Origin of the sequence: Patiriisocius hiemis (assembly GCF_031846325.1) — a bacterium.
GTDB classification, from domain to species: domain Bacteria; phylum Bacteroidota; class Bacteroidia; order Flavobacteriales; family Flavobacteriaceae; genus Patiriisocius_A; species Patiriisocius_A hiemis.
Genome location: NZ_JAVRHZ010000001.1, coordinates 505,828 through 521,414, shown reverse-complemented (window position 1 = coordinate 521,414; position 15,587 = coordinate 505,828). Strand labels below are relative to the sequence as shown.

Below are 15,587 nucleotides of genomic sequence, written 5' to 3'. Positions count from 1 at the left end.
GTTCTTCTGTAGTTAGAAAAACACTCGAACTGACACTAAAATCAACGTTATCTAAAAGGCAATAATCTTACTTACTCAACTGAAATTGCTCCAATCCCAGCATTCCATAAGTCTTTATTGTATTCTTTTATTCTATTTTTAAGTTGCTCGCCTTCTCGTTTTAATCCTACCCATTGTGCATCTAATTCAGTTTTACGTTTTTTAGAAGACTCATTTACTCTAGGTAAACTACTATCGGTTGCATTAATCATAAATAGATATTCTGCTGTAAACATATTTACAAAATTTTCAACATCATCATAGGCTTGTGAGCGACGTTGTACCATTTTACCATCCCAAGTGTCTAAAGCCTTTACAAGTTCTTTCCCTTTTGTAACTAGCGCTTCAGAGTTATTTCTTGTCTTTAAAGTAGCAATTACATTATCTAATTCATCTTGACTTTTCTTTAAGCTATTTACCATACTATGCATTACGGTTGCTTTTGCTTCAGCATCTTTCATAAAAGCATCAAACTCTTGATATTGCATAGCTGTAGTTGGATGTAAAGGGTTATCTTTAATAGTAGCTGTTGTTGTTTTATTTTTTCCGAAGGCATCTAACTCAAACGTATAGGTTCCGGGAATAACTTTATGTCCCCTAAAGTTTGCTTCAATATACACCTTAGGCACTCCAGGTATAATTGGGTAGCGCATATCCCATACAAAACGATTAAGTCCCACATTTTTTGAAAGAGTAGGAGTAGGAGGGGCACCACCACCATTATGTGGAATATAGTTTTTATCTTTTTCTGAAGTTAGGGTGTTAATCACATTCCCGTTACTATCTTTTATTGTAAGGGTGATTGGCGTATCTTCTTCAACAACTGGTAAATTGTAGTATAAAACAATTCCGTTTGCTGGATTTACCCCAGTAAACTCCTGTGTTCCGTCAAATTTTGAAATATCACCACTCATGGCACTATACCAATTTCCATAAACCGTATTGGCTGGTTGGTATATTGAAAATGTATTCTTGTTTTGCACATATTCTGAAAACACATGAATGTCATCCAAAATCCAAAACGAACGTCCAGAAGTTGCAACAACAAGATCATTATTATGCACTTTTAAATCTGTTATAGGGGTTACTGGTAAGTTTAATTGTAGCGATTGCCAATTTGCACCATCGTTAAGTGAAATATAAACACCTAGCTCTGTACCAGCATATAAGATTCCTTTTGTTTTCTGGTCTTCACGTACAACACGTGTATGGGCTCCAATTGGGATACCATTATTTATAGATGTCCAGCTATTACCATAATTGGTGCTTTTATATAATGCAGGGGAGTAGTCGCCTAGCTTATACTTTGTAGTAGCAATATATACCGTTGCAGGGTCATGAGGAGATACTTCTATTGCATTTACTAATGTTTCACCTAAATTTTTTGGTGTAATGTTTTGCCAAGTGGCTCCATTGTCTTGCGTAATATGAACCAATCCGTCATCACTTCCTGTGTAGAAAACTCCTTTACTGTGAGGGGATTCTACTATATAACTTATGGTTCCATAATTTTCGGCTCCTACGGCTTCATTGGTATAAGGCCCACCGCCATTGCCTTGTTTTTCATCAATATCTCTAGTTAGGTCTGGAGAAAACTCTGTCCATGTTTTTCCTAAATCGGTTGATTTTACCACCTTCTGTGCACAATGAAAAATTGTTTGTGGCTCGTGTTGAGACCAAATAATAGGTGCATTCCAATTATATAGGTATTCCATATTTCGGGCCTCTCTACCTAAGTATTGATGTGGTGTTGCCATAATTCCGGTACTTGCCTTAGCATCCATGTCTAATACTTCAATAGTACCTAAGTAACTACCGCCTACTACTTGCTTTGGGTTTTCTTTATTAAAAGCCAAAAAAGCACTTTCTCCACCTGCAGCAGCAGTCCAATCACTAACCGAAATACCTCCGCTTCCTAATGACATACTCGCAATTTTAACCGATGTATTATCCTGTTGTCCTCCGTAAATATTATATGGAAATTGATTATCTGTGTTAATTCTGTAAAACTGTGCTGTTGGCATTTGATCTTGACCCGACCAGCTTTCTCCAAAGTTAAATGATACCGCAGCGCCACCGTCGTTAGCAATAACCATGTTTTTTGAGTTTTTTGGGTTAATCCACAAATCGTGGTAGTCTCCATGTGTCCCTGTGATGCGTTCCCATGATTTTCCTCCATCTTTAGAGCGTAGGGCAGGGGCACTAAGCACATATACAGTTTCGTCATCATTAGGGTCTATAAAAACCTCTGTATAATACCAAGCACGTTGTGTTAGCCTATTATCACCACTTACTTGAGTAAAAGACTTACCGGCATTGTTAGAAACATACAATCCACTTTGGTCTGTATAGGTATCGCTTTCAATAAGGGTATATATTTTATTACTATTACTTCTTGAAACTGCAATTGCCATTTTCCCCATTTCTTTAGGGAGTCCATTAGAGAGTTCTTCCCAAGTTTCACCAGCATCATTAGATTTATACAAACCACTACCATCGCCACCACTAATCATTTTCCAAGGGGTGCGTTGGTGATGCCAAAGCGCTGCATACAAAACATTTGGGTTATTTATATCCATAGAAAGTTCTGAAGCTCCTGCAAATTCATTATCGTACAATATTTTTTTCCAGGTATCACCGCCGTCAACAGACTTATACACACCACGATCCATAGTAGGAGAGGGGTACTTACCTTGTGCGGCCACATATACAATATCTGGATTGGTAGGATGAATCACAATACGCGAAATCTGCTCTGTAGCTTTTAAACCAATATGTTTCCAGGTTTTTCCAGCATCTGTAGATTTATACACACCATCTCCATAAGAGGTCATAACCCCACGAATAGCATGTTCTCCCATCCCGCAATACACAACATTTGGGTTACTTTCTGAAACAGCAACAGCACCTACAGATCCTGTTTTAAAGAAACCATCACTTATATTTTCCCAGCGAACTCCGGCATCTTCGGTTTTCCAAAGACCACCACCCGTAGTGCCCATATAATAGGTGAGTGGGTTATCTACAACACCTGCGGCTGAAACCGAACGTCCCCCACGATAAGGACCAATATTTCTATACTTTAATTGAGTAAAATAATTTTCAATTTCTTGAGCTAGAAGCGCTGTAGTACAAAGAAATAGAATAGAGAAGAGGATTGTTTTTTTCATGGTTGGTTGTGTTTTTCTGTTTTTATAAAGATACTTGATATTTGGTATGCTTAAAAATTATACGCTTTTATTAGTCAATACAAGATTTATAAAATGTGGAAATATGGAAAAATAAAGTATCTTAGAACTGTGAAACTATTTTCGAAAAGCCGTAAGAAATCGGTAACCAAAAAAAGACTTGGAAACTACCTATTATACGCCATTGGCGAAATTATATTAGTGGTAATAGGGATATTGATAGCTGTTAGTATTAATAACCTAAACGAAGCCCGAAAAACAAAACTCCAAGTACAGGATATTGCAGAACAAGTACATAAAAAAATTAAAGACGATATTGCTGAAATAGATATGTTAACCATGTCTTTAAATGAAGATTTAAAACTATACAATCTATATCTAGCTAATATTGATACACTTACCGAAAAACAAAAGAAATACAGACGTTCTCAAGCGCCTTATTTAGTAACATACTCGGTTGATTTTTTACCCTTTAATCCTGTTATTTCAACATCTATAGATAAAGCAACCATAACAAATGATTCGTTGTCCTTAAAGCTTCTTGATATAGAACAGGTATATAAACAAGGTGATAAAAACTTAAAATTAACTGAGCAACCTGTTTTACAGGAATTATTAAATAATATTAATTATATAAAAGATAACTTTAGTTGGTATGAGAAATTTTTAAATGGAGAAAAGTTTACACTAGAAGAATATAGTTATTTTGAATCCTCAGATTATAGAAACCGAGTGGTACATATGAAATCTTTTTATTTAGAAAGTTATAGCGGTTTACTAGAAGTAATTAAAGGAGAGTTAGTACGATTACAAGGAGAACTAGAGGAGTTGTTATAATTTGTTTTAAAATATTTTATTTTACATAATATAAATTATAGTACATTCATAGCAAATTACTGTATACGCAGTATTTTATATAATTACAGATATAACGTCTATAGACTTATATCTGTAATTATGTAAAAAGTAATTTACGCCAATCCATAATCCAACTTTAGCTATAATGATACTATATCAAATATAGCTTCTCAATAACTTGAATATTCTGTACAATCATCAAGAAATAATCTATTCTTAAAGGCTTAATTGATTATAAAATCACCATTACTTCTTATATAAATAAGTGTTTCTTTATCTGTTGAAATGCGTGACGTTGTATTTTCTTTAGCTCCAAAATACGATCCTGGTTCTAATGAGTTTTTTTCATCTTCGTTATAAAACTGATGAATCAAACTACCAGATATAACAACTGCTCTAAAACTGGTACTTAGATTTTTAATTTCACCTTCAAAATTGGTTGGTAATTTTATAAGCGACCCACGTAGTTGATTATCTTTATGTGTTCCCCATAAAAAGGCGGTTTCTACTTTACTTTTGTTAGTTACCCAAGTTATATCATTAGCATTTAGCCAAACCAAGTTAGATTCGTCTACATTAACAGGGCGCTCACCATTATCAAATGCCTTGTCTGTTGGTTTTACCAAATAGGGCCCTTCTTGAATTTCGATATATGCTAAATTTTCTTCACCAGAAGCTGCTGTAATATGTGCTTCTCCCGCTGGCTGTACCCAAAAAGAACCTGCTGGCAACCATTGCCCTGCTGCGTTTTCATCATCATTATGTAGTAACCCTTTAATCACCACACCACGATACGTTACGTTATGTATATGTGCTGGCGATGAAAATCCTTTGTTGAATTTCACCAAAAATCCAGATGCTAAAGTATCAGTTCGGTCGCCCCAAAGTTTTCCCGCAGCTGGACTTTTATCACCGCGCAATGGATTAAGCCAACCCCATTCTACGTTATCTGCCGTGACTACTTCGTTTTTAGAACTAGTATTATCTGTTGTTGGTGTTTGGGCATTTGCTCCAACTGCTACCAATAACAATAGAGCTATTATATTTTTTTTCATCACTTTAATCTTTAAATATGTGTTTATATTTCAGTAAAAATTTCGCTTTCTGCTAATCTAGATTTTGGTGTTTTTTCAGTTGAATTAAAATCTGATTCTGCTCTATAGCCTATTGAAACAGCAACCAAAGCGGTAAAACCTTTTTCTCTTAATCCAAACTCTTCATCTAATGCCTTTACATCAATACCTTCCATAGGTGTAGCATCAATACCCAAACTAGCAACACCTAATAAAAAACTTCCTATGTTAAGATACACTTGCTTTTCCATCCAATGTTGTAGATCTTTTAAATCGTATTTATGAATACCGGCAAATGTTTTAACAGCACCTAAAAATCCGTTCTTTATATCTTCATTTGGGAACCTTCCGTCTTTATCTTCTGTATTCGCTATGTGCATGTAATAGTCATCATCTGCATCAGTTTTTACACAAAAAAGAACAACTGCTGAAGCATTAGTTATTTTAGGTTCATTAAAATGGAAAAAGCCTTGTGCCCCCTTTGCTATACGTTCTTTTCCTTCTTTAGTTTCTGCAATAATAAAATGCCAAGGTTGAAGATTTACACTCGACGGACTCATACGTAACAAGCTTTTAACCTGATCCATATCCTCTTTAGCTATTTTTTTTGATGGAGTAAATTCTTTTGTGGTGTATCTCCAATTTAATGTTTCTTTTAAACTCATTTTTATTGATTTTTATGTTATTAGTTTTAACTATCAAAAGTATAGTGACAAAAGTATGTATAGTGTTTAATGCAGGCAATAACGGTCAAAAAGGATAGTATGTATTTTAACGATTAATATTGTGATAACACTAAGTATATCAATACTTTAATAGAAGTGTTAAATTTACTATAAAAAGTATAGTTGTATAATTTAGTATAGTACCATACCTTTGTATCCTGAGGTAACCATAAAAGTAGCTTTATGTATAAATTTAAAGGAAAAGAATATCCATGTTGTGCTAGTTTAACTATGGGTTTAATTGGTGGAAAATGGAAAACTGTAATTTTATATCACTTAATGGTTGGTGGCACTCTACGTTACAATGAGTTAAGAAAAGAAATGCCAACTGTTACTGAACGTACACTTAGCTTACAGCTAAAGACCTTGGAAGAAGATGGTATTGTAAAAAGAAAAGTGTACACGTCTAAACCCCCTCTAAAAGTAGAATATTCATTAACTGATTTTGGTAAAACATTAATACCAGTTGTACAATCTATTGCAGATTGGGGAGATTTCGCTATTAAGGAAAAACAAGGAGTTGTAGTATAGATTTAACTACTTTTACACGTACGATGCACCCAAACAACCCTTACCAAAAACTATACGACTTTAAACAACTTGTTTCTGCATATCCAAAATTGGGTAAATTTGTAACTACCAATCTTTCTGGAGAACTTACCATACAATTTGGAGATTCAGCAGCTGTATATGCACTTAATAAAGCTATATTGCTCGCAGATTATAAACTTATAGACTATATAATTCCTAAAGGCTATTTAATCCCTCCTATTCCCGGGAGGCTAGACTACCTTTTACATCTACAAGATTTTTATAAAGAAAAAACGGGTACATCTCCTTTAAAAGTTCTCGATATTGGTGCTGGCGCAAATACTATTTACTGCATATTAGGTGCGCAACATTTTAATTGGACTATGGTGGGAGCAGAAAGTGATTATGATGCAGTAAACATAGCCAAGCAAAATATATCTACTACTCTTTCATTACAAGAAAAAATAGAGATACGACATCAAGAAAACAAAAGCTTTTTGTTTAAAGGAATTATTAAGGCCAAGGAGCAATTTGACATAACAGTATGTAACCCACCTTTTCATGGTTCTAAAGAAGAAGCTTTAAAAGGAACACTAAGAAAGCAGACCAATTTAAATCTTCAGAATCAAAAAAAAGACCGAACATCAAATTTTGAAGGTCAAGCCAATGAATTATGGTGCAATGGCGGCGAAACACTATTTATAAAACGATTAATTAAAGAAAGTACTCGCTTTAAATCGCAAGTTCGTTTTTTTAGTAGTTTGGTAGCCAAAGCCTCTTCCCTACCCAATGTTGAGAAACAGCTTGTAAAGTCTAAAGCAAATTATGAAGTATTACGTATGGAACAAGGCAACAAAATAAGTAGATGTGTGGTTTGGTGGTATAATTAAAACAAAAAAACCACTCGATATGAGTGGCCTTTTCTTGATTAGTAAGTTGTTTTTAGCTATTCAAAATCAATTCTAACTTCAACAGTTCCTTCAATTGCTCTAAGATTACTTTCTAATTTGTTAGGAGTTTCTCCATTAACTGTACAACTACCACCATTTGCTCCTTGACAACCGCTTCCTAAGATTACAATATGATATTGACCGCCAATAACTCCTAGTTCATACCCTGGAATCCAACCTGAAGGTGGTGCTCCTGGGTCTGGAATTGGCTCACCATTTTGCCATGTAATTTCAAAACTTAAATGAGGCGCTGTTTCACAGGTATAAGTAAGTGTGTATTTGCTAGCTGTAGGTTGCGGTGTAAATACAGCCCAAGCATAGACTTGCACATTGCTGTAATCAGGGCTAATGTCTATGTCATATTGCTTATATAACAATGGATCTACGTTAAAAACCATAGGCAATTGCCCTTGATCATCATCTTCGCTGTCATCTGTACCACCACATCCGCTAAGTATTAGTGCTGAAAACAAAGTGAAAAATAAAAATTGAAACCTTTTCATAATATATTTGTTTAGAAGTTTATACCTAGACATCGAATAATTTTCAATTTGTCATCAAGTAAAATTCTTGACACTTTTTTTACATCAGTTTTACATTTATGAATGCTACAATCTGTTAGTTTTACTGAAAATTAGTTGCTATGAAAAGATATATCCTATTTTTATTACTACTATGTAATACCATTGTACATGGACAAGACATTCAGCAAAAAGCTATCGTAGTAGCAGACAGTTCCTGGGGAAAAGAGATTATCCCCTTCCCTATTAGTTGGGCTCCTAAAGTACACCTTACTGGCTATGAAGAATTACGTTTTGCACCTGAATGGTCAAATCCAAAGAGTGATGATTTTTGGTCATTAATAATGTCATGGAAGGTAGATGCAAAACAAAGTATTACAACCGAAGTTATAGTTGCTAACCTAGCTGGTTATTTTGATGGGTTAATGAAGCCAAATCATTGGGCACAAGAGTTTCCTTCGCCTCAAGTCATAATTCAGAATATAACAAAAGAAAATACAGTATTTCGCATGAAATTTTTTGATGGATTTCATACAGGAAAAGTAATAACTGTATCTGTAGTTGCTACCCAAACGTATTGTAAAGAAATAGGAAAATCTATTATTAACTTAAGGTTTTCTCCCAAAGACTTTAATAACCCTATTTGGGATGCTCTCAACAAAATAGAAGTACAAAAAGATATTTGTACTAATTGATTTTTACATTAGAGCTTGGTAATTACCATATCTTAATACGCTCTTCTTTGGATCTAAAGTTTTGTTCACCTTCTTGTACATCAAAAGCATCATAAAATGGCGTAAAATTCATTAATGGGCCATTTACACGCCACATAGGTGGCGAATGTGGGTCTGTAGCTACATAATTACGTAAAAAGGCTTCACGCATCTTTACGCGCCATATACGGGCAATAGATAAAAAGAAACGTTGGTCTGGAGTGTAACCACCAATCTTAGTGGTGTCTTGCCCTTGTTCGGTTAACTTAAAAGCATCATACGCAATTGCAATACCCCCATTATCTGCGGTATTTTCTCCTACTGTTAAGGCGCCTTTAAGATGAATACTATCTAACACCGTAAAAGTTCCGTATTGGTCTATAATTTGTTGTGTCTTTGCTTTAAATTTAGTGTAGTCTTCTTCAGTCCACCAATTAGTTACATTTCCATCTTTATCATATTGTGCACCTTGGTCATCAAAGGCGTGTGTAAATTCGTGCCCTATAACCATTCCTATCCCACCATAGTTTACAGCATCATCTGCATACAAATCAAAATAAGGTGCTTGTAAAATTCCAGCTGGAAATACAATTTCGTTTAATGATGGGTTGTAATAGGCTGTAACTGTTGAGGGTGTTGTACCCCACTCATCTCGGTTAGGAGGTTGATTTAATTGTTTTAATTGATACTCATAAGCATCTTTACGTAAGGTAACTACGTTTTCAAAAAAAGTGTTTCTATTTATATCTACATCATAGGTTCTCCATACATCAGGATAGCCAATCTTCTTTTTAATTGCGAATAGTTTTTCTTTGGCTTTTACTTTAGTACTATCGCTCATCCAGTCTAGGTTTTCAATTCGTTTTTCTAATGTTTTTTGAAAATTGTTAACCAAGTCTAAAGCACGTTTCTTGGCATCTTCATTAAAGTATCGCTTTACGTATAATTGCCCTAGTGCAAAGCCAATTTGACCATCAACACGACGCACCATTTGTTTTGCTCTTGATTGTTGTACCGATTGTCCAGAGACTACTTTAGAATACTCAAAAGCAGCATCTTGGAATGGCTTACTTAAAATACCATCATGTGAACTAATAGAATTTGCTTGTAAGTAAAGTTTCCAATCTTGTAAAGGGATTTCAGCAAGTAGCCTATCTAATGTATCATAATAGGCAGGTTGGCGTACATTAATCGAATCTGTTTTTGCACCTAACGTATTTAGCATTACTTGCCAGTCAATGTTTTTATGACCTTCATCTAGGTCTGAAACTGACATTTTGTGGTAATTTTCAGAAACTACTCGACGCTCAATTCTAGTTTTATGAGATTCTGCTAATTGTTTTTCAATTTCATATATAGTCTCAGCTTGTGCTGCTGCATTATTATTACCAACTAACTCAAAAATGGTAGTCAAATATGTCTTGTAGGCATCTTGTATTTCTTTTACTGAAGGGTCATCAGAAAAGTAATAGTCTCTGTCTGGTAAGCCTAGCCCTGTTTGATGTAAGTGTAAGATATTAATTGTACTATTTTTTTGATCAGGCGAAATACTTGGACCTATCATAGAATAATCGCCAGATTTTAATTGTGTAGCGACAAAGTCTAATACAGATGGTACATTGTCTATAGCATCAATTCTATCTAAAATAGGCTGTATAGGAGTAATACCACGCTTGTTAATGCTGGTAGTATCCATACCTGAAGCATAAAAATCACCAACCATTTGTTCTACACTCCCTTTTGGGTGTTCCTCCTGTGAGACTTCACCTAGAATGTTTTTTAATAGCTTTTGCTGTGGAATGTTTAAAAAACGATACGACCCAACTCCTACTTGGTCATCTGCAATTACTGCATTATCCATCCATGTTTTATTTACATGGTTAAAAAAGTTATCTCCTGGTTTAATAGAATCGTTAATCCCGTCAAAAACAACAGGCGTTCTTTCTAAAGTCGCTGTATCGTTATTTTCTTTACAAGAAGAAAAAAGAAATAATACTATAAAAAAGTAGAAAAAGGATTTCATAATGGTAAGGGTTATTTAATCAAAGATATGTAATCCTTTTAATTTGTTTGTTACACGACTTCTAACTTATACCCAACCCCATGCACGTTTGTAATTTTAATACTCTTATCCTCCTGAAGCTTTTTACGAAGTTTTGATATATACGTATCTAAGCTACGCCCTACTATTACACCATTATCTTCCCAAACTTTTTTGGTTAGTTCTTCACGCTTTACTACTTCATTAGGCCTAGCTACTAGAATTTCAAGTAGTTCAGACTCCTTATTAGTAAGTGTAATTTCTTCAGCTTCTTTAATGAGCTTATTTTGTTCTGGATAAAACTGAAAAATGCCTAAAGCAGTAACATCAGTATTCTCTTCTTTGTTTTTATACCAGTAATATTTACTGTAAAAAACAAAAGCTAAAAACAATAGAACCGATGCTACAAGTATGTAAAAGATAATTTCAGATTTAGAATCTTCTACAGGAAGGCTGTTATTTTCAGAAAATTCTACAAAAATTTCATAACAAGATTGTGGTACTTCTCTACCACCACATGGAATTAAAACATTTTCTTCTCCAAAATTTGTTTGATAGCTATATGTTATTTCGGTATTTTCACATTGCTTTACCTCTACTAAGTAATTTTTTTCAATACCCACCCTCATCAAACTCTTTTCTAGCGCATTTGATAAATTAGCTGGGTCAAAAGACAAAACATTATTAAAAGAGAGTTTGTAAACTTGGTTATCAAGTTTTTTTACCGGTGTTATTATTGAGGTTGAATCTCCTTGAGAAAGAAGAAGATGATTTCCAGCTTCACGCAAGGCTACTTTTACACGTTTATCAAAATCAAAATCATGTGCCTCTTGTGAATTGCCATTGTTGACAAAAAGAAAAAATAGTAAAATAAATACAATTGGTGTCCTCATAATTTTTACAAATCTCCTTCAAATTTTTGACAATTTACAACTGTTGACACTTCTTTTACATTCTTTTGACACTTTTAAAAAGGCTTCCTGCTAGTTTTACTTCAAAATTATAAATCATGAAAAAAATACTATTTACATTCATCATGCTATTTAGCATTATAGCTACTAGCCAATCAGAAAAAACGTATCAGTTAGACACAAAAAAAAGCAAACTAAAGTGGACGGGCTATTACCAATTCTACTTTAGTGAACATACTGGGACAGTAAACTTTACTAAAGGCTCACTAACAACTAACTTTAATAAAATTACTGGAGGAAGCTTTGAAATAGACATGAAAACTATAACAAATGAAGAACATGAAAAAGGTATTGGCCCTGTAGCACATTTAATGGATGAAGATTTTTTTGATGTTGAAAAATATCCAAAAGCAACCTTAGAAATAACAAAAGTTGAATACTTTGAATCTGAAAACAAACATAAATTTTATGCAGATTTAACTCTGAAAGAAATTACAAAACCAATTGTTTTTTGGGGCACAGCAGATGGAAACACTAGAACTTTAACTACAAGGTTTAAATTAGATCGAACCGATTGGGGAATAAACTATAATAATAAAATAAAAAATGAAGCGATTTCAAACGCTATGGGTTTTGAAACTATTTTATACTTTTAAAAAATGAAAAAAATATTATACACTTTTTTTATACTATGTTTTACAGCTAGTATTGGGCAGAATAATGAACACTCTCCTATTGTTATAGTAAAAGATACTTGGCAAAAAGAGTATTTTAATTTTCCGCTGAGTTTTGCTCCAGAAATACCACTTAAAGGGTATGAAGAAGCTGTTTTTATGCCAGGATGGTCAAATACAGAGAGCGATGAATTCTGGTCCTATGCCTTTTCATGGGAATTAAACCAAGATAAACTACTAGTTGCTAAAGAAATTGATACTTACTTAAGACTTTACTTTGATGGCTTAATGGAGAGTGTAAATAAGGATAAAACAATAACTCCTCCTTCTACACGAGTTTTACTTAGTCCCATTGGACCTCACTCAAAAATAAAAGGATTTATTGGCAGGGTTGATATTTACGACGCTTTCAGCACGCAAAGAGTTTTAAAATTAAGCTTTAAAGTTGTACAAGAGTATTGTCTAGTAAAAGATAAGGTGATTGTGGTTTTTAAGTTTTCTCCAAAATCTAGAGACCACAAAATTTGGGAACGCCTAGAGGCTATTTCCCTTGTAGAAAACAGGTGTTTTTAGGGTTTATAAGGCTTCATCATTGCTTGAAACTTCTGTAATGTCTCCATCATAAGAAATTGTATTACGATGAGAACTATTTATCGAGACTCTTGCAGACTTATTACTATAGACTGTTATAAATACTTGGTAGTTTTCGGTTTCGTCTTTAATATCAAAAGAAATTGTAGTTTGCTGTTTCTTTTCATTAAACGATTGTTTGTAATCTTTAGGAACACCGTTAAAATAAATCCCCGCATTATTTGTATTTGATGGGTTTCTTGGAAAACGCATTATACCAAAGTAAGGCAAGTCTGCAGAAACTGTATCATTTTGAATACGCAAATAATTAGGAGTACCAACAAGGTTTACTCTACTCCCATTACTCCCTTGAGGTAGCAATTGTGGTGCTAATTGGTTTAATTCATTACTAACAAGTGGATTTGCCCATTCTGCTTCAAATTCAAATTGTTTTTCATCTAAAAAATTAGATACAGAAAGTGCAGCTTGCTTGTCTGCTTCTGTAAAACTTTTAGTGCCAGAACAGCTAGTAATTATAAATGCAACAACAATAAAACTAAATAGGAATTTCATAACAGTTTCTTTGGTATGTATTTAACAAAAACTATACCTAAAAATACAATATTTATTTTGATAAGCTTCTAACCTAATAATAATTAGCCAGATACAACTATACTTTATAAAAAAGATTAAGAATATTTTATTTCAATATCACAAAGTAGTATTAATACCTTTGAAATAGAATCTTAGTTACGTATCTTTAGAATACAAATCAAAAATGAAAAGACTATGAATATTAATTTTGAGTACAAGGATGTTACTGCAAGCAAAAGACTTGAGGAGTTGGTAACAGAGAAATTAAATAAGCTTGAAAACAAATATGACTTTATGGTTGGTGCCGATGTCTATTTTAAAAAAGAAAACACAAGTTCTCCAGACTCTGGAATGCATTGTGATATACGTATTAATATTCCAAAATCTACATTATATGCTAGTACTTCAAAAGGTTCTTTTGAAGCTGCTATAGCTCAAACTACTAGCGAGCTTCGTTCTCAACTAGAAAAGAAAAAAGGCAAGATGCAAACGCATTAATACTAAGAAAACATAACATACATGATGGGAATATTAGCAAAAGATAATAAGCAGCTAACCCTTATATATAATAGCAACACAAGAATTGGTAAACAAACATACGCTTATATACAAGGAGTTAAAAAGAAAGTTCAAGCTATTGACATTACAACTACAAACATTGGCAACTCAATATGGGCAGAGCTTTCTAAAAAGTTAGATTGTACAATTAATAATTTTATCAATACTAGCGTATTAGGTGAAGATGTAAAAGGATATAGTGAAGATGATTGTATTAAGATTTTAACTGAAAATAAAGCTGTTTTTACAAATGCAATAGCAATAAATAGTAATAAATATAAGCTAATAACAAACCCTACTGAAATTTTAAGTTTTTTTAATGTAGATTCTGCAGGCTTAGACAAAACGTTTCATACTGAAAAGCCCACTATCGAGAAGAAAACTAATGGTGAGTCTTTTACATAAAAAGATCACATTATTTTATAATACCCACACTTTAAGTACGATCCTTCTTTAAAAGTAACTGGATGATCAATATCATGTGCTGTTTTTAAAGTAAGGTCGTATTTTATTTTTAAATCACTTATTGCTTTTGCATTAATTTCAAAAAAGGAAGCTGTTGTAACACGAGAAGAGCAAGAGGCTAATACTAACATTCCTCCTTTTGCAGTAAGCATAGATCCAAATTGAGCTAGTTGTCTATACTTTTTATTTGCGATTATAATTTCTTTTTGGCTTTTTGCGAAACTAGGAGGATCTATTATAACAATATCATATTGTTCTCCATTAGATACTAAGTTCTTTAGAATTTCAAAAGCATCTCCAACTACTGTTTTATGTGTTCCATTAAAGCTATTTAAATGTGTATTCTCTTTAGCAATTTCTAGGGCTTGAGAACTAATATCTATGCTTGTTACTTCTTTTGCTCCTTGCGCTAACGCATGCACAGAAAAGCCTCCTGCATAACTAAATACATCTAGAACTTTTTTACCTTTTGACAACACCCCTACCCTTTTTCTATTATGGCGATGATCTAAAAAATAACCTGTTTTATGACCTTTAATAACGTTAGCCTTAAAATTCACTCCGTGTTCTTTAAAAGAAATTTCTTCTGAAGGTAATTCTCCATGTAGTACCGCTCCATCTTTAAAAGGGATGTCTGGATAATTTTGAAGCTTTCTGCTTAGCCGCATTACAACGGTCTCTACTTCCGAAACGCTAATTAATTGATTTATAATAGTTTTTAAATATGGCAACCAGATAGCAGAATATACTTTTATAACTAATACTGAGGCATAGACATCTGCAATTAGACTTGGAAAACCATCATTTTCACCAAAAAGTAGTCGATAGCTATTGGTTTTTGTATCTAGCAACTCTGCCCGTAAACTGTAGGCTCTGGCTATTTTATCCTCAAAAAATGCTTCATTGATAGTTGCAGGATTATTATGGTGTAGTAACTTAATTCTAATAGGAGATTCAGGATCATACAAACCTATGCCTATTACTTCATTTTTAGTATAGCTAAAAATAATAGCAAGGTCGCCTGCTTGCCCTTCTTTGTTTAGTTTAATAATACTGTCACTAAATATCCAAGGATGGCCATTACGCACACTTCTTTCTCCAGCTGCATTTAGCTTAATGGCAAGTCTTTGAGGAGTGTATTCAGGGAAGGTTATGTTAAAAGATTTGCTCAAGTAT

Annotated in this window: 16 protein-coding genes; 8 read left to right on the top strand and 8 right to left on the bottom strand. The window is 33.5% G+C overall.

What is annotated here, in order from left to right; genetic code table 11:
- Window positions 1-71: 71 nt before the first annotated feature.
- Window positions 72-3,209, bottom strand: coding sequence for a VPS10 domain-containing protein (locus RM538_RS02445; RefSeq protein WP_311331801.1), 3,138 nt, complete (start codon window positions 3,207-3,209; stop codon window positions 72-74).
- Between the two features lie 129 nt (window positions 3,210-3,338).
- On the opposite strand from RM538_RS02445, the gene RM538_RS02440 reads away from it, so the two are divergent.
- Window positions 3,339-4,064, top strand: a complete 726-nt coding sequence (locus RM538_RS02440; protein WP_311331800.1) for a hypothetical protein — start codon at window positions 3,339-3,341, stop codon at window positions 4,062-4,064.
- Window positions 4,065-4,309: 245 nt separating this feature from the next.
- Here the strand turns inward: RM538_RS02440 and RM538_RS02435 are convergent, their stop codons facing one another.
- Both RM538_RS02435 and nfsB read right to left on the bottom strand, forming a co-directional pair.
- Window positions 4,310-5,140 carry a DUF4437 domain-containing protein gene (locus tag RM538_RS02435; RefSeq protein ID WP_311331799.1) on the bottom strand — a complete coding sequence of 277 codons (831 nt, stop codon included), beginning with the start codon at window positions 5,138-5,140 and terminating at the stop codon, window positions 4,310-4,312.
- Window positions 5,141-5,163: 23 nt separating this feature from the next.
- Window positions 5,164-5,823: an oxygen-insensitive NAD(P)H nitroreductase gene (gene nfsB, locus RM538_RS02430; RefSeq protein WP_311331798.1), complete on the bottom strand. Its 660-nt coding sequence runs from the start codon at window positions 5,821-5,823 to the stop codon at window positions 5,164-5,166.
- 243 nt (window positions 5,824-6,066) lie between these two features.
- On the opposite strand from nfsB, the gene RM538_RS02425 reads away from it, so the two are divergent.
- Entirely contained in the window at window positions 6,067-6,414 is a 348-nt protein-coding gene (locus tag RM538_RS02425; RefSeq protein ID WP_311331797.1) for a winged helix-turn-helix transcriptional regulator, read from the top strand.
- A gap of 23 nt (window positions 6,415-6,437) precedes the next feature.
- Window positions 6,438-7,304 carry a 23S rRNA (adenine(1618)-N(6))-methyltransferase RlmF gene (rlmF, locus tag RM538_RS02420; RefSeq protein ID WP_311331796.1) on the top strand — a complete coding sequence of 289 codons (867 nt, stop codon included), beginning with the start codon at window positions 6,438-6,440 and terminating at the stop codon, window positions 7,302-7,304.
- A 56-nt stretch (window positions 7,305-7,360) separates the two neighbouring features.
- On the opposite strand, the gene RM538_RS02415 is transcribed toward rlmF, so the two are convergent.
- Window positions 7,361-7,867 carry a hypothetical protein gene (locus RM538_RS02415; protein WP_311331795.1) on the bottom strand — a complete coding sequence of 169 codons (507 nt, stop codon included), beginning with the start codon at window positions 7,865-7,867 and terminating at the stop codon, window positions 7,361-7,363.
- Between the two features lie 140 nt (window positions 7,868-8,007).
- Here RM538_RS02415 and RM538_RS02410 point away from each other — a divergent pair, with 140 nt between their 5' ends.
- On the top strand, window positions 8,008-8,580 hold the full coding sequence (locus RM538_RS02410) for a hypothetical protein (RefSeq protein WP_311331794.1): 573 nt from the start codon (window positions 8,008-8,010) through the stop codon (window positions 8,578-8,580).
- Window positions 8,581-8,602: 22 nt separating this feature from the next.
- Here the strand turns inward: RM538_RS02410 and RM538_RS02405 are convergent, their stop codons facing one another.
- Complete coding sequence (locus tag RM538_RS02405; protein WP_311331793.1) at window positions 8,603-10,621, bottom strand: M13 family metallopeptidase; 2,019 nt, start codon at window positions 10,619-10,621, stop codon at window positions 8,603-8,605.
- 50 nt (window positions 10,622-10,671) lie between these two features.
- The gene (locus RM538_RS02400) at window positions 10,672-11,532 is read right to left on the bottom strand and encodes a winged helix-turn-helix domain-containing protein (RefSeq protein WP_311331792.1); all 861 of its coding nucleotides are present in this window, start codon (window positions 11,530-11,532) and stop codon (window positions 10,672-10,674) included.
- Window positions 11,533-11,648: 116 nt separating this feature from the next.
- On the opposite strand from RM538_RS02400, the gene RM538_RS02395 reads away from it, so the two are divergent.
- The gene (locus RM538_RS02395) at window positions 11,649-12,206 is read left to right on the top strand and encodes a YceI family protein (protein ID WP_311331791.1); all 558 of its coding nucleotides are present in this window, start codon (window positions 11,649-11,651) and stop codon (window positions 12,204-12,206) included.
- Between the two features lie 3 nt (window positions 12,207-12,209).
- The gene (locus RM538_RS02390; protein ID WP_311331790.1) at window positions 12,210-12,797 is read left to right on the top strand and encodes a hypothetical protein; all 588 of its coding nucleotides are present in this window, start codon (window positions 12,210-12,212) and stop codon (window positions 12,795-12,797) included.
- Between the two features lie 3 nt (window positions 12,798-12,800).
- On the opposite strand, the gene RM538_RS02385 is transcribed toward RM538_RS02390, so the two are convergent.
- Window positions 12,801-13,367, bottom strand: a complete 567-nt coding sequence (locus RM538_RS02385; RefSeq protein ID WP_311331789.1) for a DUF4251 domain-containing protein — start codon at window positions 13,365-13,367, stop codon at window positions 12,801-12,803.
- Between the two features lie 216 nt (window positions 13,368-13,583).
- On the opposite strand from RM538_RS02385, the gene hpf reads away from it, so the two are divergent.
- Together hpf and RM538_RS02375 are read left to right on the top strand one after the other, a co-directional pair.
- Entirely contained in the window at window positions 13,584-13,886 is a 303-nt protein-coding gene (gene hpf, locus RM538_RS02380) for a ribosome hibernation-promoting factor, HPF/YfiA family (RefSeq protein ID WP_311331788.1), read from the top strand.
- A 21-nt stretch (window positions 13,887-13,907) separates the two neighbouring features.
- Complete coding sequence (locus tag RM538_RS02375; RefSeq protein WP_311331787.1) at window positions 13,908-14,351, top strand: arsenate reductase family protein; 444 nt, start codon at window positions 13,908-13,910, stop codon at window positions 14,349-14,351.
- Window positions 14,352-14,356: 5 nt separating this feature from the next.
- On the opposite strand, the gene RM538_RS02370 is transcribed toward RM538_RS02375, so the two are convergent.
- On the bottom strand, window positions 14,357-15,583 hold the full coding sequence (locus RM538_RS02370; RefSeq protein ID WP_311331786.1) for a class I SAM-dependent rRNA methyltransferase: 1,227 nt from the start codon (window positions 15,581-15,583) through the stop codon (window positions 14,357-14,359).
- Between the last annotated feature and the right edge of the window lie 4 nt (window positions 15,584-15,587).